19 protein-coding genes and 1 other annotated feature are annotated in these 25,379 nt (G+C 55.8%); of the genes, 7 read left to right on the forward strand and 12 right to left on the reverse strand.

Annotated features, from left to right (window positions below; translation table 11 throughout):
• Window positions 1–151 precede the first annotated feature (151 nt).
• Window positions 152–631 carry a Cys-tRNA(Pro)/Cys-tRNA(Cys) deacylase YbaK gene (gene ybaK / locus V6942_RS04315; RefSeq protein ID WP_333500849.1) on the forward strand — a complete coding sequence of 160 codons (480 nt, stop codon included), beginning with the start codon at window positions 152–154 and terminating at the stop codon, window positions 629–631.
• A gap of 174 nt (window positions 632–805) precedes the next feature.
• Here the strand turns inward: ybaK and ushA are convergent, their stop codons facing one another.
• Window positions 806–2,458: a bifunctional UDP-sugar hydrolase/5'-nucleotidase UshA gene (ushA, locus tag V6942_RS04320; protein WP_106930541.1), complete on the reverse strand. Its 1,653-nt coding sequence runs from the start codon at window positions 2,456–2,458 to the stop codon at window positions 806–808.
• Window positions 2,459–2,632: 174 nt separating this feature from the next.
• Here ushA and V6942_RS04325 point away from each other — a divergent pair, with 174 nt between their 5' ends.
• Together V6942_RS04325 and ybaL are read left to right on the forward strand one after the other, a co-directional pair.
• Window positions 2,633–3,853 carry an MFS transporter gene (locus V6942_RS04325; protein WP_182929369.1) on the forward strand — a complete coding sequence of 407 codons (1,221 nt, stop codon included), beginning with the start codon at window positions 2,633–2,635 and terminating at the stop codon, window positions 3,851–3,853.
• Between the two features lie 256 nt (window positions 3,854–4,109).
• Complete coding sequence (gene ybaL / locus V6942_RS04330) at window positions 4,110–5,786, forward strand: YbaL family putative K(+) efflux transporter (protein WP_106930544.1); 1,677 nt, start codon at window positions 4,110–4,112, stop codon at window positions 5,784–5,786.
• 114 nt (window positions 5,787–5,900) lie between these two features.
• On the opposite strand, the gene V6942_RS04335 is transcribed toward ybaL, so the two are convergent.
• From V6942_RS04335 to V6942_RS04375, 9 genes are all read right to left on the reverse strand, one after another.
• Window positions 5,901–7,205 carry an inosine/guanosine kinase gene (locus tag V6942_RS04335; RefSeq protein ID WP_106930546.1) on the reverse strand — a complete coding sequence of 435 codons (1,305 nt, stop codon included), beginning with the start codon at window positions 7,203–7,205 and terminating at the stop codon, window positions 5,901–5,903.
• A gap of 63 nt (window positions 7,206–7,268) precedes the next feature.
• Window positions 7,269–8,231 carry a ferrochelatase gene (hemH, locus tag V6942_RS04340; RefSeq protein WP_333500850.1) on the reverse strand — a complete coding sequence of 321 codons (963 nt, stop codon included), beginning with the start codon at window positions 8,229–8,231 and terminating at the stop codon, window positions 7,269–7,271.
• A 177-nt stretch (window positions 8,232–8,408) separates the two neighbouring features.
• Window positions 8,409–9,053 (reverse strand): adenylate kinase, encoded by a 645-nt coding sequence (gene adk / locus V6942_RS04345; RefSeq protein WP_106930550.1) that lies wholly within the window; start codon window positions 9,051–9,053, stop codon window positions 8,409–8,411.
• Window positions 9,054–9,284: 231 nt separating this feature from the next.
• Window positions 9,285–11,159 carry a molecular chaperone HtpG gene (gene htpG, locus V6942_RS04350; protein ID WP_182929371.1) on the reverse strand — a complete coding sequence of 625 codons (1,875 nt, stop codon included), beginning with the start codon at window positions 11,157–11,159 and terminating at the stop codon, window positions 9,285–9,287.
• 107 nt (window positions 11,160–11,266) lie between these two features.
• On the reverse strand, window positions 11,267–11,872 hold the full coding sequence (gene recR, locus V6942_RS04355) for a recombination mediator RecR (protein WP_106930556.1): 606 nt from the start codon (window positions 11,870–11,872) through the stop codon (window positions 11,267–11,269).
• A complete protein-coding gene (locus V6942_RS04360; protein ID WP_064548013.1) occupies window positions 11,872–12,201 on the reverse strand; it encodes a YbaB/EbfC family nucleoid-associated protein in 330 nt (109 codons plus the stop codon). The genes recR and V6942_RS04360 overlap by 1 nt, the downstream gene beginning before the upstream one ends.
• A gap of 57 nt (window positions 12,202–12,258) precedes the next feature.
• On the reverse strand, window positions 12,259–14,196 hold the full coding sequence (gene dnaX, locus V6942_RS04365) for a DNA polymerase III subunit gamma/tau (protein WP_333500851.1): 1,938 nt from the start codon (window positions 14,194–14,196) through the stop codon (window positions 12,259–12,261).
• Window positions 12,865–12,929, reverse strand: a sequence feature (DnaX frameshifting element). Its footprint overlaps the gene before it by 65 nt.
• A gap of 92 nt (window positions 14,197–14,288) precedes the next feature.
• Complete coding sequence (gene apt, locus V6942_RS04370) at window positions 14,289–14,840, reverse strand: adenine phosphoribosyltransferase (protein WP_052283817.1); 552 nt, start codon at window positions 14,838–14,840, stop codon at window positions 14,289–14,291.
• Between the two features lie 149 nt (window positions 14,841–14,989).
• Window positions 14,990–15,367 (reverse strand): DUF454 family protein, encoded by a 378-nt coding sequence (locus tag V6942_RS04375; RefSeq protein WP_106930560.1) that lies wholly within the window; start codon window positions 15,365–15,367, stop codon window positions 14,990–14,992.
• Between the two features lie 67 nt (window positions 15,368–15,434).
• On the opposite strand from V6942_RS04375, the gene priC reads away from it, so the two are divergent.
• Window positions 15,435–15,962 carry a primosomal replication protein N'' gene (gene priC / locus V6942_RS04380; protein WP_106930562.1) on the forward strand — a complete coding sequence of 176 codons (528 nt, stop codon included), beginning with the start codon at window positions 15,435–15,437 and terminating at the stop codon, window positions 15,960–15,962.
• A 10-nt stretch (window positions 15,963–15,972) separates the two neighbouring features.
• Window positions 15,973–16,134, forward strand: a complete 162-nt coding sequence (gene rsmS, locus V6942_RS04385) for a pleiotropic regulatory protein RsmS (RefSeq protein ID WP_106930564.1) — start codon at window positions 15,973–15,975, stop codon at window positions 16,132–16,134.
• Window positions 16,135–16,256: 122 nt separating this feature from the next.
• Here the strand turns inward: rsmS and mscK are convergent, their stop codons facing one another.
• Complete coding sequence (mscK, locus tag V6942_RS04390; protein WP_106930566.1) at window positions 16,257–19,607, reverse strand: mechanosensitive channel MscK; 3,351 nt, start codon at window positions 19,605–19,607, stop codon at window positions 16,257–16,259.
• Window positions 19,608–19,733: 126 nt separating this feature from the next.
• Entirely contained in the window at window positions 19,734–20,378 is a 645-nt protein-coding gene (gene acrR, locus V6942_RS04395; protein ID WP_106930568.1) for a multidrug efflux transporter transcriptional repressor AcrR, read from the reverse strand.
• Between the two features lie 141 nt (window positions 20,379–20,519).
• On the opposite strand from acrR, the gene acrA reads away from it, so the two are divergent.
• Both acrA and acrB read left to right on the forward strand, forming a co-directional pair.
• Window positions 20,520–21,716 carry a multidrug efflux RND transporter periplasmic adaptor subunit AcrA gene (acrA, locus tag V6942_RS04400; RefSeq protein ID WP_106930570.1) on the forward strand — a complete coding sequence of 399 codons (1,197 nt, stop codon included), beginning with the start codon at window positions 20,520–20,522 and terminating at the stop codon, window positions 21,714–21,716.
• Window positions 21,717–21,738: 22 nt separating this feature from the next.
• Window positions 21,739–24,885, forward strand: a complete 3,147-nt coding sequence (gene acrB, locus V6942_RS04405) for a multidrug efflux RND transporter permease subunit AcrB (RefSeq protein ID WP_182929375.1) — start codon at window positions 21,739–21,741, stop codon at window positions 24,883–24,885.
• Window positions 24,886–25,379 lie beyond the last annotated feature (494 nt).

Below are 25,379 nucleotides of genomic sequence, written 5' to 3' on the forward strand. Positions count from 1 at the left end.
TTATTATCCCGAAGTTTTCACTCCGGATCCTCCGATTGTCGCTCAAAGTTGCTACAACTGCCAATACCTATTGCGCAAGATTATACTATTTTTTAGTCCGTTTTAGGGCGTATGCTGACGGTATACCCTGTCTGTAGTAAGAAGGAACGTTATGACTCCCGCAGTTAAGTTACTCGAAAAGAACAAGATCCCATTTAGCATTCATACCTACGATCACGATCCGAATGAAACGAACTTTGGCGATGAGGTCGTGCGCAAATTAGGGCTAAACGCCGATCAGGTTTACAAAACGCTGCTGGTCGCGATGAATGGCGATATGAGACAGCTGGCAGTGGCGGTCACGCCGGTCGCCGGGCAGCTGGATTTGAAAAAAGTCGCCAAGGCGTTGGGCGCGAAAAAGGTCGATATGGCCGATCCGATGGTGGCACAGCGCGTCACCGGTTATCTGGTCGGCGGCATCAGCCCGCTGGGGCAGAAGAAGCGCCTGCCAACGGTGATTGACGCGCCGTCGCAGGAGTTTGCCTCTATCTATGTTTCCGGCGGCAAGCGCGGGCTGGATATTGAGCTGGCGGCGGTGGATTTAGCGAAAATTCTTGGCGCGACGTTTGCGGACATTGCGCGCCGGGATTAATAACGCGATTTTCGGTTACCCCTCTGATAGCCTCGTACGCCGCCATCCGGCAATGTGCGCTGAACCGCCTGATGGCGCTGCGCTTATCAGGCCTACGGAAGGGTAGGCCGGATAAGGCGTTTACGCCGCCATCCGGCAATGTGCACCCAACTGCCTGATGGCGCTGCGCCGAGCTTACTGCCAGCTCACTTCCCCTTTCGGCTCGTAAGCATTCACATCCAGCGGCGAGTTCTGCTCAATATACTGTTTAAGCACCTCGGCATCGATAAAGCCGGTATTCACATAGCCCGGTTTGTTATCAATCTTCGGATAGCCGTCGCCGCCGGTAGCGTTAAAGCTCAGCGTCGCCAGACGATAGGTTTTCGCCGGATCGACCGGTTCACCTTTGATTTTCAGATCCTGAAGCTGCCCGCCCTTCGCCACAAAGCTGACGTTGGCAAACTGCGGATAGGCCCCGGAGTCCGGCTTCATCTGCGCTACAGCGGTCAGATACTCAATCACCTCTTTCCCGCTCATATCGGCATACACCACCACGTTGCCAAACGGCTGCACCTTCAGCACGCTCTTATAGGTGATATTACCCGCCTCGATGGAGTCGCGAATGCCGCCGCCGCTCATGACGCCAAAATCGGCGCCGGTGCGCGCCATCTGCGCCGCCAGAATCAGGTGCCCCATGTTGGTCTGCACGAAGCGAACCTTGCTGCGATCGCCTTCCAGATGCCCATTCACGCTGCCAACTTTTACCTCTAACTGCGCTTTGCCTTTACTCTGGAACGGCGTCAGCAGCGAGAGCATCTGCGGGTTTTCCGGGATCTGCGGCGTGTAAAGCACGCGCTCGCTCTGCCCGTTATCGTAAGTGACTTTCTTCTTCAGGTTGACCGGGATCAGCTGGTAGTGCACCAGCTTAAGCTCACCGTTGCGGAATTCGAAGTCCGCGCGGCCGACATATTTCCCCCACTCGTGGGCCTGAACTATCCAGATACCGTTCTGTTTGTCCGGCGCGCAGGGCGTACCCGGTACGTAATCAACCTGCTTTTTATTTTCCGACGCCATGCAAACCGGATCCTGCGAGTGACCGCCTACAATCATCGCCAGCGCGCCGGCCGGCAGGCTGCGCGCCATTTCAACATCACCCGGCGCATTGGAGCCGTGTTCGCCGTTATCGTAGTGCCCCATATGGGTCGTCGCCAGAATCAGGTCAGGCTTCTCTTTCTGCTGTAGCTCCTGAATCACCAGCTTCGCCTCTTCCGCCGGTTTGCGGAATTCAATATCGGTAAAGTATTCCGGATTACCGATTTTGGCGGTGTCGTCGGTGGTTAAACCAATGACGGCAATTTTCAGATCCTGACGTTTAAAAATCGCCCACGGTTTAAACAGGCGCTCGCCGGTGCTTTTCTGGTAAATATTGGCGGAGAGGAACGGGAATTTAGCCCACTTTTCCTGCTGGCGCAGAACGCTCAGCGGATTATCAAACTCATGGTTGCCGACGGCCATCGCGTCGTAGCCCACCAGATTCATGCCGCGGAAGTCCGGCTCGGCATCCTGCAGATCCGACTCCGGAACTCCGGTGTTAATATCGCCGCCCGAGAGCAGCAGCACGCTGCCGCCTTCTGCTGCCACTTCTTTACGAATGCCGTCAACCAGCGTTTTTTGCGCCGCCAGGCCATACTCACCATATTCACTGCGCCAGAAGTGCCCGTGGTGATCGTTGGTATGCAGAATGGTTATCTTATACGTTTTATCTTGCTGATAAGCCTGTGAGGGCAGGCTGACTAAAGATAGTGCAGCCAGCATCGCCAGCGCCACGCCTCGTTTGACGAAATGCATGATTCTCTCCCTGAGTGAATAACAACCGCAGAAATTACAACGCTATGAAATATTAGTCTAATTTGTTTTCAGAATTGAGACTTCCTTCAAACGTCTTAGACAGGTATCTTAGTCTGATAATAATTATTAAAGCGTTTATCCCCAATATCGCACTACCAAATATAAGTGGAATCTATGGCAATCTCTGAAACCAGCCCTACGCGGCCTGGCCCGACTGCGTCTTCGCAAAAGGGCCGCACCTCATTCGGTATCCTGGGAGCAATAAGCCTCTCCCACCTGCTCAACGACATGATTCAGTCGCTGATTCTGGCCATCTACCCGCTGCTGCAGTCCGAGTTTTCTCTGACCTTTGTGCAGATAGGGATGATCACCCTTACCTTCCAGCTGACCTCATCGCTGTTCCAGCCGGTGATCGGTTACATCACCGATAAGCGTTCGATGCCGTGGTCACTCCCCGTCGGCATGTGCTTTACCCTAAGCGGCCTGGTGCTGCTGGCGCTGGCAGGTAGCTTCGGGACGGTGCTGCTGGCCGCTGCGCTGGTCGGTACCGGCTCATCCGTGTTCCATCCGGAATCCTCCCGCGTGGCGCGCATGGCTTCCGGTGGTCGCCACGGGCTGGCGCAGTCTATTTTCCAGGTCGGCGGTAACTTCGGCAGCTCGCTTGGGCCGCTGCTGGCGGCGGTGATTATCGCGCCGTACGGTAAGGGTAACGTTGCCTGGTTCGTCCTGGCCGCGCTGCTGGCGATTGTCGTGCTGGCGCAGGTCAGCCGCTGGTACGCCGCGCAGCATCGTCTGGCGAAGGGGAAACCTAAAGCGGTGATTATCAATCCGCTGCCGAGAAACAAGGTTATTCTGGCCGTGAGCATCCTGCTGATGCTGATTTTCTCGAAATATTTCTATATGGCGAGTATCAGCAGCTACTACACCTTTTATCTGATGCAAAAATTCGGATTATCGGTACAAAACGCGCAGATTCACTTATTTGCCTTCCTGTTTGCAGTGGCTGCGGGCACCGTCATTGGCGGGCCTGTAGGTGACAAGATTGGCCGTAAATATGTTATTTGGGGCTCTATCCTCGGCGTTGCACCGTTTACTCTCCTTTTACCCTACGCCAGCCTGTGGTGGACGGGGATTTTAACGGTGATCATTGGATTTATCCTCGCATCGGCGTTTTCTGCCATTCTGGTGTATGCGCAGGAGCTATTGCCGGGCCGTATCGGGATGGTTTCCGGGCTATTCTTCGGCTTCGCTTTTGGCATGGGTGGCCTTGGGGCTGCGGTACTGGGGCTGATTGCCGACCATACCAGTATCGAGTTGGTTTATAAAATATGTGCTTTCCTACCACTTATTGGGATGTTGACCATATTCTTACCTGATAACCGCCAAAAACACTGAATTTACGGCAGCCAAACCTTTGTTTTGGCTGCCGCTCCCCTCCCCGCAAGCGCGCGTCTTATCTGGCTTTGCTCAGCCAATTTTCATTTTTGTGCCATTTACTCTCAAAAATTCAATTTTTTAGCTAAATTCAAGAATTATTCACAAACACAATCACGGAAATTGTCATAAACTATTACGAGGTTTTTTGGTTTTCAGGCTGTTGCGGCACTCTGCGCCAAAAATGGGACCACGCATCACGACGAAAGGAGACGGAATGCATCACGCCACACCGCTAATCACCACCATTGTTGGTGGCCTTGTGCTCGCTTTTTTCCTTGGCATGATTGCCAATAAGTTAAGAATTTCACCACTGGTAGGTTATTTATTAGCGGGCGTGCTGGCCGGACCGTTTACTCCAGGATTTGTCGCTGATACCAAACTGGCGCCTGAGCTTGCAGAACTCGGCGTTATTCTGCTGATGTTCGGCGTCGGTCTCCATTTTTCGCTCAAAGATTTGATGGCGGTAAAGTCTATCGCCATCCCCGGCGCCATCGCGCAAATAGCCGTCGCCACGCTGCTGGGGATGCTGCTCTCCACTTTCTTAGGCTGGTCAATGATGACCGGTATCGTGTTTGGTCTGTGTCTTTCTACCGCCAGTACCGTGGTGCTGCTACGCGCGCTGGAGGAACGGCAGCTTATTGATAGCCAGCGGGGGCAAATTGCCATCGGCTGGCTGATTGTTGAAGACCTGGTGATGGTATTAACGCTGGTTCTGCTCCCCGCCGTCGCCGGAATGATGGAAAAAGAAAATATCGGTTTTGCCTCATTGGCTATCGATATGGCCATCACCATCGGCAAAGTTGTGGCGTTTATCGCCATCATGATGCTGGTTGGCCGTCGTCTGGTGCCGTGGATCCTCTCACGCAGCGCCGCCACCGGGTCTCGCGAACTGTTCACGCTCTCGGTACTGGCGCTGGCGCTGGGCATTGCCTTCGGTGCGGTCGAATTGTTCGACGTCTCCTTCGCGCTGGGCGCATTCTTCGCCGGAATGGTGCTGAACGAATCCGAGCTGAGCCACCGCGCGGCGCACGATACGCTGCCGCTGCGCGACGCGTTTGCGGTACTGTTCTTCGTCTCCGTCGGCATGCTGTTCGATCCGTTGATTCTGATTGAGCAACCGCTGGCGGTGCTGGCAACGCTGGCCATTATCATCTTCGGTAAATCGCTGGCGGCGTTTGGCCTGGTGCGCCTGTTCGGTCACTCCCAGCGTACCGCACTGACCATCGCCACCAGCCTGGCGCAGATTGGCGAATTTGCCTTTATTCTGGCCGGTCTGGGGATGGCGCTGGGGCTACTGCCGCAGGCCGGGCAAAACCTGGTGCTGGCGGGCGCGATTCTCTCCATTATGCTTAACCCGGTGCTGTTCTCCCTGCTGGAGAAATACCTCGAGAAAACGGAAACGCTTGAGGAACAGACGCTGGAAGAGGCGCTGGAAGATGAAACGCAGATCCCGGTGGATATTTGCAATCATGCGTTGCTGGTCGGCTACGGCCGCGTCGGCAGCCTGCTCGGTGAGAAGCTGATGGCGCAGGGCATTCCACTGGTGGTCATTGAAACGTCGCGAACCCGCGTGGATGAGCTACGTGAACGCGGTATTCGCGCGGTACTGGGCAACGCCGCTAACGAAGAGATCATGAATCTGGCGCACCTCGACTGCGCCCGCTGGCTGCTTTTGACCATCCCCAACGGCTACGAGGCCGGGGAGATTGTTGCCAGCGCTCGCGAGAAGTGTCCGCACCTCGAGATCATTGCCCGTGCGCATTATGACGACGAAGTGGCGTACATTAGCGAACGCGGAGCCAATGAAGTGGTGATGGGCGAGCGGGAGATTGCCAAAACCATGCTGGGGCTGCTGAGCTCGCCGCCGTTGAGTGAGGCGGTAAGCGGGTAACTTTCTTCGGCCGGATAAGGCGAAGCCGCCATCCGGAAATCTGCGCCATCTTCCTGATGGCGCTGCGTTTATCAGGCCTACAACGGCACGTCATCGTTGTAGGCCTCGAACGAATTAACGTTCCCAGTACGCCTCTTCGAGGCTATCTTCTTTCTCCGGCAGGCCGCGCGTCAGACGCGGCGAATGCTGGTTCAACACCTGATAGCTTACCCGGTTAGCATACTTGCACACCTGCGCGAGTGACGAATAGGTCAGCCAGGCGTGCTGATGCTTGCTGGAGTTCGGCACGTTGCTACGGTGATAGGCGTTGGCGGTAATATCATGCAGCAGCGCCGCCAGCGCACCGTCACCCGCGCCGTTGGTGTTCATGATTTTTTCTGGCCCGCCCATAAATGGCGCAATGTGCGAGTAGATACGCAGTGGCTCCCGGCAATCTTTAAAACGCACCGCGCGGCTGAACTCATACTGGTTAAACTCGGCAATGGCACCCGGCAGCAGCGGATGCTGGGTTTTACGCTTGGCCTCATTTTCGGTAAAGCCTGCCATATACAGCCCGGTCGGCCCGGCGGTGCACAGCACCAGATCCACCCAGTCCAGCGCTTTATCCGATGCCTGCAGCGGGTCGCTGAGGCCGGTTAGCGCTTCCGCTTCTTCTTCATTCATCGCCAGAATCGACACGTGCTCTTTGATAAAACGCTGCCACCATTCCGGGCTATCGGCGATAACAAACTTCGTGCCCAGCGTCAGCACTACCGGTACATCATGCTTTTTGGCATAGGCGATGGCCTGCATGGTGGCATCCGGCATCGGCTCGCCCGGCTTGCAGCGCACCAGGTAGGAGGTGAGCACCAGCGCAGATGCGCCGGCGATAACCGACTCAGGAATACTCTCCGGGCGCAGCTTGTTCATGTGCCCAGGGCTAATGGCAAAGGTCCGCTCGCCGCTGTCGCTAATCAGCGTAAAGCAGCGGCCAATCGGCCCGTCAACGCCCTGCAAATGGTTAAGATCGGTGCGGCTGGAGGTATTACACAGGTAGCGGTAGGCATAGCCGCCAATTTCGATATTGCTGCACATCACGCCGAGCAGCACCGAGCGGTCATCCGCCAGCACCGAGTAGTTATGCATGGTGTTACCGATAGTGCCACCGGCAAACTGATGAGTAATCAGGTTTTCGCGCACCAGTTCCTGATACAGCGCTTCCGCTACATCGTCTTCAATCACCAGCGAATGCCCGGCACTCAAGCCGTAGCGCTGAATAAACGCATCGTCGACTTTCGCCTCAATATCCACCAGCGTCTGGTCGATACCGACGACCCACGCGGCGCTGGTTTCACTTTCGGGCTGAATTTGCTTGAGCAGCGGATCGCGAGCGTCCACCGGGAAGTAATGTTTAGATTTGCGTTTACCGGGAAATTTCATGGTGATTTTTGGCTGGCAGTTAACAGGCGGGGAATAGTAGCATATTCCCCTACCCGCAGGCGATTAGCGATACGACGCGGTCAGATTCACCATCATCTCAATATGCGCATCATCATCATTAAGCGCGGGAATATACTCATACTGTTGCCCACCCGCCTCCAGGAACACTTCACGGTTCTGAACCGCTATTTCTTCCAGCGTTTCCAGGCAATCAGCAGAGAAGCCCGGGCACATCACCTGAAGATGCTTCACGCCCTTTTCTCCGAGCATTTTCAGCGTCTCATCGGTATACGGCGTCAACCACGGTTCACGGCCAAAGCGCGACTGGTAGGTCATCATCACCTTGTCCGGTGAAATACCCAGCGCGGAAACCAGCTCGCGGGTCGTGTCGCGACAGCGTTGCGGATAATCGTCGCCTTCATGCGCGTAGCGCTGCGGAATGCCGTGATAGGAAAGCAGCAGCAGATCCGGCTCGCCGTGGCGCGCGAACGATGCGCGTGCGCTAGCGGCCAGCGCCTCAATATAGCCGCGATCGGTAGCATAGTCGCGAATGAACGACACGCTCGGAATGGCGCGTTTGCTGGCCAGTATACGGGCGAGTTCATCCCATACGGCGGCCACGGTCGAACAGGAATACTGCGGGTAAAGCGGCAGCACGACAAGCTGATCGACGCCCTGTGCCAGCAGTTCATCCACGGCGCTTTGTAGCGACGGCGTGCCGTAGCTCATGCCCAGCGCCACCGGCACATCCGGCAGGCGTGCGGCCAGCGCGCGCTGCTGGCGACGGCTATAAACCATTAGCGGCGAGCCGTCTTCCATCCACACGGACTGATACAGCTTTGCTACCCTGGGCGCGCGAATAGGCAGAATCACGCCGCGCAGCAAAGGCCACCACAGCAAACGCGGCGTATCAACAACGCGCTTATCGCTTAAAAACTGTTTCAGATAGCGTTTAATGGCTTCAGACGTGGGGGCATCGGGCGTCCCGAGGTTAACCAGCAGAATACCGGGTTTTTTATGATGCATTACCGCCTCTTATCGATTCAAATTGTTGATAATTGTAGCGGAAAAGCAGGGAAGAAAAACTAATTGCTGTGAGAGGTAAGGCGAGAATTTTTGCCTGATGGCGCTGCGCTTATCAGGCCTACAAAATAATCGTAGGCCGGATAAAGCATTTATGCCGCCATCCGGCACGCCTCGGTATTAGCCGAGGATTTTTTCCAGCTCTGCGCGAACGTCAGCCACGGCCTGAGTACCGTCAACTTTGGCGTACTGGGTGTTACCCGCCTGCGCTTCTTTAGAGTAGTAGCCGATCAGCGGCGCGGTCATCTGATGGTATTCCACCAGGCGCTTACGCACGGTCTCTTCCTGATCGTCTTTACGCGTGGTCAGCTCTTCGCCGGTCACGTCGTCTTTACCTTCAACCTTAGGCGGGTTGAATTTGATGTGGTAAACGCGGCCAGAAGCAGCGTGTACGCGACGGCCTACGATACGGTCAACGATCAGTTCGTCCGGTACGTCGAATTCCAGCACGTAGTCAACGTTGATGCCCGCTTCTTTCATGGCGTCAGCCTGCGGAATAGTGCGCGGGAAGCCGTCCAGCAGGAAACCGTTGCGGCAGTCTTCCTGGGCGATGCGCTCTTTCACCAGCGCGATAACCAGCTCATCGGTCACCAGCTTACCGGCATCCATGATGTCTTTAGCCTGTTTGCCCAGCTCGCTGCCAGATTTAACGGCCGCGCGCAGCATATCACCGGTGGAGATTTGCGGAATGCCATATTTCTCCATGATGAACTGTGCCTGAGTTCCTTTACCCGCGCCAGGTGCGCCAAGCAGAATGATACGCATTGCGAAAATCCCCTCAAAGGTTGTCAATATTTTTTAAAAAGCGCTAAAAGATACCACCAACGCGGCATTGGCTCAAGGAAGCGGGCTACGCTGAAACGGTTAACGGTGGGAAAATTGATAATAAGGAGAGAAAATGCCGGATGGCGGTGTAAACACCTTATCCGGCCTACGATCGATGAGAAGCTGTAGGCCGGATAAGCGTTAGCGCCATCCGGCATTACATTATGGCTATCAGGACACCAGCAGCTGGTTCATACGGCGGATAAACTGGTTAGGATCTTCCAGCGTACCGCGCTCGGCGAACAGCGCCTGGTCAAGCAGCAGTTCAACCCACTCTTTAAACTGCTCGTCGTCCTGGGTATCGGCAGTGCGTTTCACCAGTACGTGATCCGGGTTCAGTTCAAAGATGTATTTCACTTCCGGCGCAGCCTGGCCCGCCGCGGCGAACAGTTTCGCCATCTGGGTGCTCATTTCGTCAGCATCGGTAGTGACAATCGCCGGCGTGTCGGTCAGACGATGGGTCAAACGCACTTCTTTCACGCGATCACCCAGCAGGGTTTTCACGCGTTCAACGAACGGCGTCAGCGCTTTTTCCGCTTCCTTCGCGCTTTCGTCGACTTCATCCGCCAGTTTGTCGATAGACTCGTCGGCTTTCGCCACTGACTGGAACGGTTTGCCGTCGAACTCGGTCAGGTAGTTCATCATCCACTCATCGATGCGGTCAGAAAGCAGCAGCACTTCGATGCCTTTCTTACGCAGCAGCTCCAGGTGCGGGCTGCTTTTCGCCGCGGCGTAGCTGTCGGCGGTGATGTAGTAGATTTTCTCCTGCCCTTCTTTCATACGCGAGACGTAGTCGGCCAGCGACACGCTCTGCTCGGAAGAGTCGGTATGGGTAGAAGCAAAGCGCAGCAGTTTGGCAATCGCTTCCTGATTACCGTGATCTTCCGCCGGGCCTTCTTTCAGTACCAGGCCAAACTGTTTCCAGAAGGTCAGGTATTTCTCGGCATCGTCTTTCGCCAGTTTTTCCAGCATTTGCAGCACGCGTTTGGTCAGCGCGTTGCGCAGATTTCGGGTGACGGTGCTGTCTTGCAGGATCTCACGTGAAACGTTCAGCGGCAGATCGTTGGAGTCTATCAGGCCGCGCACGAAGCGCAGGTAGTTCGGCATAAACTGTTCGGCATCGTCCATGATAAAGACGCGCTGCACGTACAGCTTCAGGCCGTGTTTATGATCGCGGTTCCACATATCCCACGGCGCCTGCGACGGGATATACAGCAGGCTGGTGTACTCCTGCTTCCCTTCCACACGGTTGTGGCTCCAGGTCAGCGGATCGGTAAAGTCGTGGGCGATATGCTTGTAGAACTCTTTGTATTCGTCGTCGTTAAGCTCAGCTTTATTACGCGTCCACAGCGCCTGCGCTTTGTTGATTTTCTCCCAGGAGACAACGGTTTCACCGTCTTTCTCTTCGGATTTTTCAATTTCTACCGGCAGCGCGATATGGTCGGAATATTTGCTGATAATTGAACGCACGCGCCAGTCGTCGAGGAACTCGCTTTCGTCTTCACGCAGGTGCAGAGTAATTTCGGTGCCGCGGTCTTCTTTGGTGATGTCCGCGACGGTGTATTCACCTTCACCGGCAGATTCCCAGAACACGCCGTTTTCCGGCTTATCGCCCGCCGCACGGGTGCGCACGGTGACTTTATCCGCGACGATAAACGCCGAGTAGAAGCCGACGCCGAACTGGCCGATAAGCTGGCTGTCTTTCGCCTGGTCGGAGCCCATGGACTCGAGGAAGGCTTTGGTGCCGGATTTTGCGATAGTCCCCAGGTGGTCAATCACTTCGTCGCGGTTCATACCCACGCCGTTATCGGCGATGGTCAACGTACGCTTATCTTTATCGAAGGAGACGCGCACGCGCAGTTCGCCGTCGCCCTCATACAGATCCGGGTTGGACAGCGCGCGGAAGCGCAGCTTGTCGGCAGCATCTGAAGCGTTAGAGATAAGCTCACGCAGGAAAATTTCTTTATTGGAATACAGAGAATGGATCATCAGGTGCAGAAGCTGTTTTACTTCTGACTGAAAGCCACGTGTTTCTTGTCCTTTCATTGCAAAATACCTCAATGGTGATTACAAGGTAAAAAAAGCGATGAGAGGAAAATGGGGATGGGTAGCGAGAATTTCAAGCGAGAGCAGAAAATCCTGCTCTCGTTTGCTTAAAAACGAATCTTATGGCGCCCGGCCAGCGAGTGCGACAGCGTGGTGCCGTCAACCATCTCCAGCTCGCCGCCAACCGGCACGCCGTGGGCGATACGGCTAGCATCAACGCCATACTGCGCGCACAGCTCGGCAATATAGTTGGCCGTGGCTTCCCCTTCCACCGTGGGGTTGGTGGCGAGAATGATTTCCGTGAGCTGCTCCGTTTCCAGACGTTGCTCCAGACGATCGAGGCCGATATCGTCTGGGCCGATGCCGTCGAGCGGCGACAGGTGGCCCATCAGCACGAAGTAGCGGCCGGAGAACTGCCCGGTCTGCTCAATGGCGTAAATGTCTGCCGGACTCTCCACCACGCAGATTTGGCCGTTTTCCTGGCGACGCGGGTTCGCACAGATATTGCACACGTCCTGTTCGGTGAAGGTGCGGCAATCAGCGCAGTGGCCGATTTCCGACATCGCACGCGTTAAGGACTGCGCCAGGCGCATTCCCCCGCTGCGATCGCGCTGCAGCAGGGTAAACGCCATGCGCTGCGCTGACTTCGGGCCAACGCCCGGCAGGCAGCGCAGCGCTTCCATCAGCTGAGTTAACAGCGGACTGGTTTGCATCAGAACGGCATCTTGAAGCCTGGCGGCAGCTGCATACCGGAGGATACAGAGGCCATTTTCTCTTTCTGGGTTTCATCAATACGGCGCGCCGCATCGTTGAACGCCGCAGCAACGAGATCTTCCAGCATCTCTTTGTCGTCTTCCAGCAGGCTTGGGTCGATTTCAACGCGACGGCAGTTGTGCGCGCCGTTGATGGTCACTTTGACCAGACCTGCGCCAGATTCGCCGGTGACTTCCAGCTGGGCGATTTCTTCCTGCATTTTCTGCATTTTGTCTTGCATCTGCTGGGCCTGCTTCATCAGGTTACCCAGACCGCCTTTACCAAACATAGGCTTCTCTCTCAGTAGGTCACGTTAAAAAATAACGACCGTCAGCATCGCTTGCGGTCAAATGGGGCGAATACTCTCTTCATCCAGATCGGCATCGAAGAATCGACGCAGGGTCTGAATGTTATTATCCGCGATGATCGACTCGCGCGCCTGCGCGAGTTTCTCTTCATAAATAGCCTGCCGCCACTCCAGCGGCGTACGCACCGCCGGATTATCATCTTCCACGATGGTCAATTCAACAGGCACACCGTATAAAGTGCTCATCGCTTCGGCAAGCTTCTGCCTGGCGCCGGGCGAATTAAGGTGTCGCTGAGTCGGGCGCAGGTGCAGGCATACCGCGTTGCCGTTGTGTTCCTTCCACGCGTTGAGCGCCACCTGTTCGACGAGCTTCGGCAGCGCCATCTGGCTCACCTCCGCTGCCCACGGGTCGCGTTCTAAAGACTCCGCCGCAAGCTTAGCCGCCAGCTCAGGCGTCTTCTCATGCTCCAGCGCTTTCTTCAGCGCCTTCGGCGTGGCGACTTCCTCTTTTTTCACCTCTGCAACCGGCGTGGTGGCTTTCCAGCGGTAAGCCTCTTTCTTCGCCGCCGGTTGGGTCAACGCGGACGGTGCCGGGCGCGCCTGAACGCGATCGGTCACCGAAGCCAGTCTTTCCAGCGCGGCGTTATTCACCGGCCGCGCGCGGGAAGCGGCTGCCGGTTCACTCTTTTTTGGGGTGGTTGCTCCCTGATTGCCCTGCTGCTGTTGCAGCTGACGGCGCGCAGCCAGCACCTGATTCGTTGAATCAGGAAGCGGAGCAGCAGGCGGCGGCGTCATTGGCGCAGAAGCAGGCATCGGCGCTGACGGTTGCGTAACCGGCGTAGAGGCAGGCGCAAAGGACTGCTGCGGCCTTTCCGGCTCCGGCAGCGGCGCGTTCGGATGGAACGCCAGCGCGCGAAGCAGAGTCATTTCAATGCCCATACGCCTGTCCGGCGCGTACGGCAGCTCTTTGCGACCAATCAGTAGCGTCTGGTAGTACAGCTGCACGTCGGTCGGCGGCACGGTGCGCGCCAGGTTGCGCATCCGCTGTTCAATGGCCGCCATATCGCTACCCAGTGCCGCAGGCGACAGCTGAACCATCGCGATACGGTGCAGCAGGCTCTGCATTTCAACCAGCAGCGCCTCCCAGTCAACGCCTCGCAGCGCGGCCTCGTTGACCAGCGCCATCGTCCGCTCGCCGTCGGCGGCCACCAGCGCTTCAATGAGTGACAGCGCCTGGTCGTCGTCCAGGGTACCGAGCATCTCACTGACGGAGACGGTCGTTAGCTGGCCTTCGCCGCTGGCAATCGCCTGATCGGTGAGGCTTAAGGCGTCACGCAGGCTGCCATCCGCCGCACGCGCCAGCAGCTGCAGGGCGCGAGGCTCGTGGGCGATATGCTCTTCATCGAGGATATGTTCAAGCTGATGACGAATCTGCTCAACGTCCAGCGCCTTCAGGTGGAACTGCAGGCAGCGCGACAGAATAGTCACCGGCAGCTTTTGCGGATCGGTCGTCGCCAGCAGGAATTTGACGTGCGCAGGCGGCTCCTCCAGCGTCTTCAACAGCGCGTTGAAGCTGTGGCGGGAGAGCATGTGCACTTCATCGATGAGATACACCTTAAAGCGGCCGCGCGCGGGCGCGTACTGGACGTTATCCAGCAGGTCGCGGGTATCTTCAACTTTGGTTCGCGAGGCGGCATCGATCTCAATTAAGTCGACGAAACGCCCCTGTTCAATTTCGCGGCAGTTATCACACACGCCGCACGGCGTGGCGGTAATGCCGGTTTCGCAGTTCAGCCCCTTCGCCAGCAAACGGGCGATAGAGGTTTTCCCGACGCCACGGGTGCCGGAAAAGAGATATGCGTGATGAATGCGCCCTAACGATAAGCCGTTCGCCAGTGCGGTCAGCACATGTTCCTGGCCGACGACGTCAGCAAAGGTTTGTGGGCGCCATTTTCGGGCTAAGACCTGATAACTCATTGGCAGGCTCTGAAACGCTGGAAGGTGGATTCACGAGGGGGTAATGCTACCACAGCCCCGCCGGATCGGCGAGGCCATGTATCGGGAAATGCTTAGTGACCCGGGAAATTCACCAGACTGTAGCTGGTGATACCCTGTTTTTCCAGGCGCTGTTCGCCGCCCAGATCGAACAGGTTGATGATGAAGGCCGCATCGTGCACTTCGCCACCCAGACGGCGGATCAATTTAACCGTCGCTTCGATAGTCCCGCCGGTAGCCAGCAGATCGTCAACCACCAGAACTTTGTCGCCCGGTTTGATTGCATCAACGTGGATTTCCAGCTGATCGGTACCGTACTCCAGTTCATAGCTTTCGGCGATCGTTTCGCGCGGCAGCTTGCGCGGTTTGCGCACCGGGACAAAACCTACGCCCATTGCCAGCGCAACAGGTGCACCAAACAGGAAACCACGCGCTTCGGTACCCACCACTTTGGTAATACCGGCGTCTTTGTATTTCTCAACCAGCAATTCAATGCTGAGCGCGTAGGCTTTCGGGTCTTCCAGTAAGCTGGTGACATCGCGGAAAAGAATGCCAGGTTTCGGATAATCCTGGATGCTCTGGATGCTGTTTTTCAGATATTCAAGCTGCTGTGCAGTTGCGGTCATAGGTTTGTGCCTGATTGAAACAGTGTTACTCAAGGCGAGCAAAATGGGTTAAAAGCAACAATTGGATAACTTTTAACCAGGCGCGCCTGTGCTCGAAAACGCCAGAATTTACTGGCTAGCTCGCAGAAATGCAACACCATTAATGCGCTTCATGACTTTTGTTGTTCTGCATCAACCACCGGGATTCGCCAAAGAAAAACCAGCAACCCGGCGAGGATCATCAGCAGCAGCACGCGCACCCACGTCATCTCCACCAGCCACAGAGAAACGCCAAACGTCAGCAAAATCACCGCGATGGCGCGCGGTTTGGCCCCCGGCGGCATCGCCTTATAGCGCTGCCAGTGGCGCAGGTAGCCGCCAAACCAGGAGCGATAAAGCAGCCAGTGATGGAAGCGCGGCGACGAGCGCGCAAAGCACCAGGCAGCCAGCAGAATAAATGGCGTCGTCGGCAGCAGCGGCAGAACCACCCCGATGGTGCCGAGGGCTACCGCCAGCCAGCCAATAATGATTAAAATAGTACGCTGCATAATGCGAATCGTTATCAAATGAGTCTGCTACTGTAGCATAGCCGATAACAAGAAAACGGAGAATCCGGTGAAAACGGCCCTGCTTTTACAAACGCTGGAACAACAGCTTGCGCGGCTTCAGACGCGCATTGCGCCCCTTGCTGCGCACGCCACGCTGAGCGCGCGCTTTGACCGCCAGCTTTTCCAGACGCGCAGCACCAGAATGCAGGCCTACCTCGATGAAGCCCAAGCGCATTTTGAGGAGCTTAAGCACGCCGTTGATCGGCAGCAGCTGCCGCAGGTCGCCTGGCTCGCCGAACGCCTGGCGGCGCAAATTGAGGCCATCAGCCGCGAGAGCGAAGCCTGGTCACTGCGCATGTGGGATAGCCCCTCACCCGGCCTGCGCCGCTGGCAGCGTAAAAGGCTGGAAACGCAGGAGTTTGAACGTCGCCTGCTGGAGATGAAGCAGCAGCGCCAGCAGCAATATCAGCAGGCTACAACGCTTGAGGATCAGCAGCGTCTGGCGCGCGAAATCACTGCCTTTGACGGTCGCCTTACCCGCTGCCGCCAGGCGCTCGAGGAAATTGAACGAATACTGGCGCGTATCGCGCGCTAGAGGAGAAGCTATGTCGCTGGAAAATGCGCCCGATGACGTCAAGCTAGCGGTCGATTTGATCGAACTGCTGGAGAGCAACCATATCGCCCCGGAAATTGTGCTCAGCGCGCTGGAGATGGTGCGCAAAGATTACATCAACAAGCTGAAAAGCCGCCCGGACGAAGCGCCATAGCGCCAACGCCAGGCAGCAAGGGAACAACAGCTAGCCCTCTCCGCAGGCCGGATAAGACGATGCCGCCATGCGGCAATATACGGCGGCGCGCCTGATGGCGCAGCGCTTATCCGGCCTACCGATTAATCAGCAATCAAGTCTTTGCCGTCATTTTTACTGTCGCGCTTCACTTCCGTCACTTCATCGCCCTTCTCGTTGTGCAGGTGCACTTCCAGCTGGTTAAAGGCAATGTTGATGTCGTTTTCGCGGCACAGACGGTCGATTGTGCGGTTCAGTTCGTCAACGGTGTAGCTGCGATCGCGCAGTTCACGTACGTACAGACGCAGTTCGTGATCGAGGGTGCTGGCGCCGAAGGCGGTAAAGAACACCGAAGGCTCCGGATCGTGCATCACTTTCGGATGTTCCATCGCCGCTTTGAGCAACACCTCTTTCACCTTGGTCAGATCCGATCCGTAGGCCACGCCAAGACGGATCACCACGCGGGTGATGGTATCGCTCAGAGACCAGTTGATCAGCCGTTCGGTGACGAAGGCCTTGTTCGGGATGATCACTTCTTTACGGTCAAAGTCGGTGATGGTGGTCGCGCGAATACGGATCTTGCTAACCGTCCCGGAGAAGGTGCCAATGGTCACGGTATCGCCAATACGTACCGGGCGTTCGAACAGAATAATCAGGCCGGACACAAAGTTACCGAAAATCTCCTGCAGGCCGAAACCTAAACCAACCGACAGCGCGGCAGCCAGCCATTGCAGTTTATCCCACGATACCCCCAACGAGCCGAATACGGTCATTGCGCCCACGGCGATAATCACGTAGTTCAGGATCGTGGTGATGGCATACGACGCCCCCTGACGCATATTCAGCCGTGAGAGCACCAGCACTTCCAGCAGACCCGGTAAGTTACGAATCAACGCCCAGGCGACCATTGAAGCGATAATGGCAAACAGCAAACTGCCCATGGTGACATTTTTCACCACGCTGGCCCCGGCCTCGGTGCCGTTGTAGTGCCACAGGGTGATGCTGTCGAGGTAGCTAAAGACGGTGATTAAGTCAGACCAGATGGCCCAGAACATCACGCCAAACAGCGCCACCATCACCAGCATGGTGATACGCAGCGTCTGCTGGTTGATCTGCTCCAGGGCAATCGCGGGTTCTTCCTGCGGTTCGGCCCCTTCGGCCCCCTCCTTCACCAGATTCTGACGACGGGCGACCGCGCGGCGATAGGCGATACGACGCGCCGCCACGCTTAATCCGCGCAGGACCGTCTGGTACAGCAGGTTCCAGAAAATAACCAGGTAGACGGTTTCAATCCAACGACCGGACAGACGCAGGGTGGTATAGAAGTAGCCGGTGGCGGTCAGCACCATCAGCCCCACTGGCACCAGCGCCAGCACGGTCATGGTGATCAGACGCAGGCTATGCGACTCTTTGTCACGCCAGCTTTCGCGGCACATTGGCCACATCAGTGCCGTAATCACCAGCAGGTTAAGCAGAATAACAAACTGCCCCAGCACATCGTCCATCAGGTTCAGCGGCGAAAGTTCAGACACCACTGACCAGAAATGCAGCGGCAGCAGCGCCAGGCTGATACGCACAATTTGACGACGCCAGTGGCTGGTGAGCTGCTCTGGCATATTAAAGTGCCGCACGGCCACGCCGTTTTTCTCCAGCACTTTCCAGCACAGACCGAACACCAGCCAGTACATGGCCAGTTTTTTCGAAAACGCCCACAGCAGTGCGCTGATATTGAGCTGCATGGTCAGCAGGATCAGGCCGACCGCCAGAATCAGCAGCACCACAGGCAGCGCGCGAATAAGATCGATGAAGATGGCCTTTGGCGTGTGCATCTGGCTATCGTTACGCAGATTACCCACCTGGTCGCCCAGCTTATCCTGGTAATTGCGCAGCCACTGTAGCCGCCAGCGTATCAGCCCGGCAATCAGCAACAGCGGCAGCCCCGCGAGGAAGGCGATAAACACCGCGGGCCACGCTTTCTCCCAGTTGACGGTGATTTTCATCGACTTAAACTGATCTTTCAGCGCTTCCGGGAACGATTTAATCCAGTCCCAGTCCATCGGTTTGTTGCTGTTTACCCAGAAGATTTGCTGGGTAAGGATTGATTTCAGGCTTTTCGATACGCTCATCAACTGCTGTTGGTTAATTTGCAGGTTGATGGCCATCATCAGTTGGCTACCCAACTGCTTGTTGATCAGGTCGAGCATCTCGCGGCGCGCATCAACAATTTGCAGCAGCGCGTCGTGCACTTCGCTGTCGACTTCGCTGCTGTGCCCCTCTTCCAGTTTCGCAACGAAATCGTCGCTCTGAAACAGGGCATCACGCTGCTGGTTGATCTCAAACTGCTCAAGACGCAGGTCGGCGATGCGGGTGGTCATATCCTCCAGCTCGTCGGCCGACGGTAGCGTCTGCTGCTGCTGGTAGAGAATACGCGACAGCAGCAGGCTCCCCTTCAGTACGGCAATTTGCTCTTTCACGTTACGTTCAGACTGCAGGGCGCGGTCAAGCCAGGTTTTCACCTTAATATTTTGCTGCACCAGCTGGTTGCCGCTTTCAGTGGCGGTAATCAGTTTCTGACTTAGCTGGTGGTTAATTTCCAGCTCCTGCTTCACCAGCGGATTGCCCTGAATACGGGCGGTCTCTTCCGGCGAGGCGGTTTCGGCGGCCGTTTTTTCCGATAGCGTGAGACGCTTGCTGCTCACAGCCTCCTGCAACAGCTGAAGCTGATGTTCAAGACGGTTGCTGTAGGCGGTCACATAGTCGCGCTGCTTTTGCAGCGTATCCTGCAGCACGGTGTTCCCCGCAAGGCTCTTACGCTGCAGTTCAATTTCGGCATCCAGCAGCGATTTTTGCACCAGCAGTTTGGCCTGCTCCGTGGGGCGCAGCGCATCGCCGACGGTGCTGCCGTTGAGGCTGTTGCGCACCTGCAGCAGCTGCTGCGAGGCCGCGTTCATCGAGTTCTGGACGCGCTCGGGCTGGGTTTGTAGTGAGACCAGTTGGCTGTTGTAAGTCGCGAGATCGTTTTGCGCATTTTGCAGATCGTCAACCGACTGGGAAACTCGAGCTTCCAGCTGGCGCAGCGAGAGCGTGCTCAGCGTCTTGCGCGTTTCATCGTCATTGTCGACGTCGCTCAGGGCGTTGAGATTATCGGTCGCCTGGCGCAGCTTCATCGGCGCCTGATCGATCTGCTTTTGCAGTGCGGTCGATTCCGCCTTCACCGCGTCGATTTTATCGAGAAGTTGCAGGGTTTCCGTGAGATCCTGTTGTACCAGCTTATCTTGCGGCGTCAGGTCTTTCTTATTATTGAGGGCGGTCAGCTGATCCTGGACATCGGCGCGGTCAGGAATATCATTGCCGTTAATCGCGCGCGCCTGCGCCGCGGCCATCGTAAACAGAAAGCAGACAGCAATAATGATAAATGCGGAAATCGTGCCCCGTGGGCGGATATTATGCAGCATAATGTTAACGTGAGTGGTTGTTAAAGCCGGTGAAGAACCGGGGATAAACGCCCGCGCAGAATAGCACTTCTGGGTACAGGCGAACAGTCAGAGACGCCAGGATTATTCCTGGTAATAAGCCCGTGATTAAGGCTGTGTTTCGGCGCGCAGCGTTGGGCAAAATTGATACATTTCGAGCAGGATAGCGACATAAGCCTGCGCTTCGCCGCGCAGGTCAAAGGAGTCGGGCGCAAATAGCCAGTTTTCCATCAGCCCGGAAATATAGCTGCGGGTCAAAATGGCCGCCCGACGGCTGAGCAGATTGGTCGGTAATACCCCGGCGATGACACAGTCATTTAACGTCTGTTCAATGCGATCGTAACTTTCCAAACATAAACTCCGCTGTGCCTGTTGCACAACGGCCATTTCGCCGACAAACTCACATTTGTGATAAATAATTTCCGTCATCAGGCGTCGGCGTTCTTCGATAACGGTCGCTTCCAGAATGTAAACCAGTATTTCCCTCAAAACTGAGAGTGGATCACCTGGGAATTTTGCCCGATACTCAATCTCAAGATCGCTAATACTGGACTCTGATAACACCCAGATTTCGTTAAAGAGATCCGACTTATCCTTGAAATGCCAGTAGATTGCGCCACGCGTCACCCCGGCCGCTTTTGCAATCTCGGCAAGTGAGGTAGATGATACCCCCTGCTGCGAAAACAACCGTAGGGCGACATCCAGTATGTGCTGACGCGTAGCTTGCGCTTGTTCTTTGGTTTTTCGTGCCATAGGTCGGTGAAATTGCAGGGGTTAGATTTACATACATTTATGAATGTATGTACCATAGTATGACGATAATACAAGCGCAGCAATGGGTTTGTGACGCTTGCTTCATTGATCAATTTGAAATCGGACACTCGAGGTTTACATATGAACAAAAACAGAGGGTTAACGCCTCTGGCGGTCGTTCTGATGCTCTCAGGCAGCTTAGCGCTAACAGGATGTGACGACAAACCAGCTCAGCAAGGAGCACAACACGCACCAGAAGTTGGCGTCGTGACGCTCAAATCTGAACCTCTTGTAATCACGACGGAACTGCCGGGCCGCACCAGCGCCTTCCGCATTGCAGAAGTACGCCCGCAGGTCAGCGGTATTATTCTGAAGCGCAACTTTACGGAAGGGGGTGAAATCACCGCCGGTGAGTCGCTTTATCAGATTGATCCAGCAACGTATCAGGCATCTTACGAAAGCGCCAAAGGTGATTTAGCCAAAGCGCAGGCCGCGGCCAACATCGCAAAGCTGACCGTGAATCGTTACTCCAAACTGTTGGGTACGCAGTACATCAGCAAACAGGATTACGATACGGCTGTTGCCGATGCGCAGCAGGCTAACGCTGCGGTAGTCGCTGCCAAAGCGGCGGTAGAAACCGCACGTATCAACCTGGCTTATACCAAAGTGACCTCCCCTATCAGCGGGCGCATTGGCAAATCTTCGGTTACCGAGGGCGCGCTGGTGCAGAACGGGCAAGCCACCGCGCTGGCAACCGTTCAGCAGTTGGACCCTATCTATGTTGACGTTACCCAGTCCAGCAACGACTTCCTGCGCCTTAAGCAGGAGCTGGCGGACGGCAAGCTGAAACAGGAAAACGGCAAAGCGAAAGTGGATCTGGTGACCAATGACGGCATCAAATATCCGCAGAGCGGCACCTTAGAGTTTTCTGACGTGACCGTTGATCAGACCACCGGTTCTATCACGCTGCGCGCTATTTTCCCGAACCCAGACCATACGCTGCTGCCGGGCATGTTCGTTCGCGCACGTCTGGAAGAAGGGACCAACCCGAACGCGCTGCTGGTTCCGCAACAGGGCGTGACCCGTACGCCGCGCGGCGATGCGAGCGCGCTGGTTGTTGGCGCTGACGATAAAGTCGAAACCCGCCAGATTGTTGCCGCACAGGCCATTGGCGACAAATGGCTGGTCACCGAGGGCCTGAAGGATGGCGATCGCGTCATTATTACCGGTCTGCAAAAAGTGAAACCGGGCGTGCAGGTCAAAGCGCAGGAAGTCACTTCTGACGACAAACAGCAAGCCGCAGCGGGCGCTGCTCAGTCAGAACAAACCAAGTCTTAACTTAAACAGGAGCCGTTAAGACATGCCTAATTTCTTTATCGATCGCCCCATATTTGCGTGGGTGATCGCCATCATTATCATGCTGGCAGGGGGGCTATCGATCCTCAAGTTGCCGGTAGCGCAATATCCGACGATTGCGCCGCCAGCAATTTCGATCACGGCCATGTACCCCGGTGCTGACGCCGAAACGGTGCAGAACACAGTAACTCAGGTTATCGAACAGAACATGAACGGTATCGATCACCTGATGTACATGTCCTCCAACGGCGACTCCACCGGTACCGCAACCATTACCCTGACCTTCGAATCCGGTACCGATCCGGATATCGCGCAGGTTCAGGTGCAGAACAAACTCGCGCTGGCCACTCCACTGCTGCCGCAAGAAGTTCAGCAGCAGGGTATTAGCGTTGAGAAAGCGTCCAGCAGCTTCCTAATGGTTGTCGGTGTTATCAACACCAACGGCACCATGAACCAGGACGATATCTCGGACTACGTGGCAGCGAACATGAAGGACGCCATTAGCCGTACCAGCGGCGTGGGCGACGTTCAGCTGTTTGGTTCCCAGTACGCGATGCGTATCTGGATGGACCCGAACAAACTGAACAACTTCCAGCTGACGCCGGTTGACGTGATCGCCGCGCTGAAAGCACAGAACGCCCAGGTGGCGGCCGGTCAGTTAGGCGGTACGCCGCCGGTGAAAGGCCAGCAGCTGAACGCCTCTATCGTGGCGCAAACCCGTCTGACCAACACCGAGCAGTTTGGCAACATCCTGCTGAAGGTGAACCAGGACGGCTCGCAGGTTCGCCTGCGCGACGTCGCCAAGATTGAGCTCGGCGGCGAGAGCTACGACGTTATCGCGAAGTTTAACGGCCAGCCGGCTTCCGGCCTGGGGATTAAACTGGCGACCGGCGCCAACGCCCTGGACACCGCGAGCGCCATTCGCGCTGAACTGGCAAAAATGGAGCCGTTCTTCCCGTCAGGGATGAAAATCGTTTATCCGTATGACACCACCCCGTTCGTTAAGATCTCAATTCACGAAGTGGTGAAAACGCTGGTCGAAGCGATCATTCTGGTGTTCCTGGTGATGTATCTGTTCCTGCAGAACTTCCGCGCGACGCTTATCCCAACGATCGCGGTGCCGGTGGTACTGCTCGGGACCTTTGCGGTGCTGGCGGCATTCGGCTTCTCGATAAACACGCTGACCATGTTCGGGATGGTGCTTGCCATCGGCCTGTTGGTGGATGACGCCATCGTCGTCGTAGAGAACGTCGAGCGCGTCATGGCGGAAGAAGGTCTGCCGCCAAAAGAAGCGACGCGTAAATCAATGGGCCAGATTCAGGGGGCGCTGGTTGGTATCGCGATGGTCCTGTCCGCGGTGTTCATCCCGATGGCCTTCTTCGGCGGTTCTACCGGGGCAATCTATCGCCAGTTCTCCATCACTATCGTGTCCGCGATGGCGCTGTCGGTACTGGTTGCGTTGATCCTGACGCCGGCGCTCTGCGCCACCATGCTGAAGCCAATCGAAAAAGGCAGCCACGGCGCAACCACCGGGTTCTTCGGCTGGTTCAACCGGATGTTTGAGAAGAGCACGCACCACTACACCGATAGCGTAGGCAATATTCTGCGCAGCACCGGTCGTTATTTGCTGCTGTATCTGATCATCGTCGTCGGCATGGCGTTTTTGTTTGTACGTCTGCCAAGCTCCTTCCTGCCGGACGAAGACCAGGGCGTATTCCTGAGCATGGCGCAGCTGCCTGCCGGTGCGACCCAGGAACGTACGCAGAAAGTGCTGGATGAGATGACCAACTACTATCTCACCAAAGAGAAAGACAACGTTGAGTCCGTCTTCGCCGTAAACGGCTTCGGTTTCGCGGGTCGCGGCCAGAACACCGGTATCGCGTTCGTCTCGCTGAAGGACTGGAGTCAACGTCCGGGCGCCGAGAACAAAGTGGAAGCGATCACCGGCCGTGCAATGGGCTACTTCTCACAGATTAAAGATGCGATGGTGTTCGCCTTTAACCTGCCGGCGATTGTAGAACTGGGTACGGCAACCGGCTTTGACTTCCAGCTGATTGATCAGGCGGGTCTGGGTCACGAAAAACTGACGCAGGCGCGTAACCAACTGTTCGGCATGATTGCCCAGCACCCTGACGTGCTGACCGGCGTGCGTCCTAACGGTCTGGAAGATACGCCGCAGTTCAAAATCGACATCGATCAGGAAAAAGCCCAGGCGCTGGGTGTTTCTATCAGTGACATCAATACCACGCTGGGCACGGCCTGGGGCGGTAGCTACGTCAACGACTTCATCGACCGCGGTCGTGTGAAGAAGGTGTATCTGATGTCCGAAGCGAAATACCGTATGCTGCCAGAAGATATTGGTAAGTGGTACGTTCGCGGCAGCGATGGTCAGATGGTGCCGTTCTCGGCCTTCTCCAGCTCGCGCTGGGAATACGGTTCGCCGCGTCTGGAACGTTACAACGGTCTGCCGTCCATGGAAATCCTGGGCCAGGCAGCCGAAGGTAAGAGTACCGGTGAGGCAATGAGCCTGATGGAAGAGCTGGCGGGTAAACTGCCCGCGGGTATCGGCTACGACTGGACGGGCATGTCCTATCAGGAACGCCTCTCCGGCAACCAGGCCCCTGCCCTGTACGCGATTTCGCTGATCGTCGTCTTCCTGTGTCTGGCCGCACTGTATGAGAGCTGGTCTATTCCGTTCTCGGTCATGCTGGTGGTTCCGCTGGGGGTTGTCGGTGCGCTGCTGGCCGCAACGCTGCGCGGTCTGACCAACGACGTGTACTTCCAGGTAGGCCTGTTGACCACCATCGGTCTCTCGGCGAAAAACGCCATCTTGATCGTCGAGTTCGCCAAAGACCTGATGGATAAAGAAGGTAAAGGGCTTATCGAAGCAACGCTGGAAGCCGTACGTATGCGTCTGCGTCCTATCCTGATGACCTCGCTGGCCTTTATCCTCGGCGTTATGCCGCTGGTTATCAGCTCTGGCGCGGGCTCCGGTGCGCAGAACGCCGTAGGTACCGGCGTAATGGGCGGAATGGTAACAGCGACCGTGCTGGCTATCTTCTTTGTCCCGGTGTTCTTCGTCGTGGTTCGTCGTCGTTTCAGCCGTAAGAACGAAGACATTGAGCACAGCCACAAGGTTGAGCATCACTAAAAACGTCTTACCTCAAGGGCCGCACATGCGGCCCTTTTTTTATATCGCCATCACCCGCCGCCATCGATTGATTACTATTTAATCATTTATTAATAAATGAAATCATTACTTCCCTTTGATAATAAAAATAGCCTTAACCACGCCAATACTAGAATTAAGATTTTTCTTTAATTTATTTTGCATCATTTTCTTAATGAGTATTTACTCAATGATTTTAGGATTATTCCTAGTCAAGCCTAAGAACTTTCCACACATCACCGCGGTCAAAGCTATGAAACCTGCATTTTTCACCCGCCGTTTCTATGCAGAAACAAGATGTTAGCTTTTATGTTCAGTCTTATGGGTGAGAGCAGAAAAAATTTAACCCTCTGAGATTTAATTGTAATTTTTCGTAATAGCGCGATGAAATCTTTTGCGCAGTGGATTATAGTTACAACAGATCGGGAACACGTGCATGTTTCAGGTTTGCCAGCAGTACCATCCCGCACCGGTAT

The organism is Kluyvera genomosp. 2 (genome assembly GCF_036759865.1).
Classification (GTDB): Bacteria; Pseudomonadota; Gammaproteobacteria; order Enterobacterales; family Enterobacteriaceae; genus Kluyvera; species Kluyvera ascorbata_B.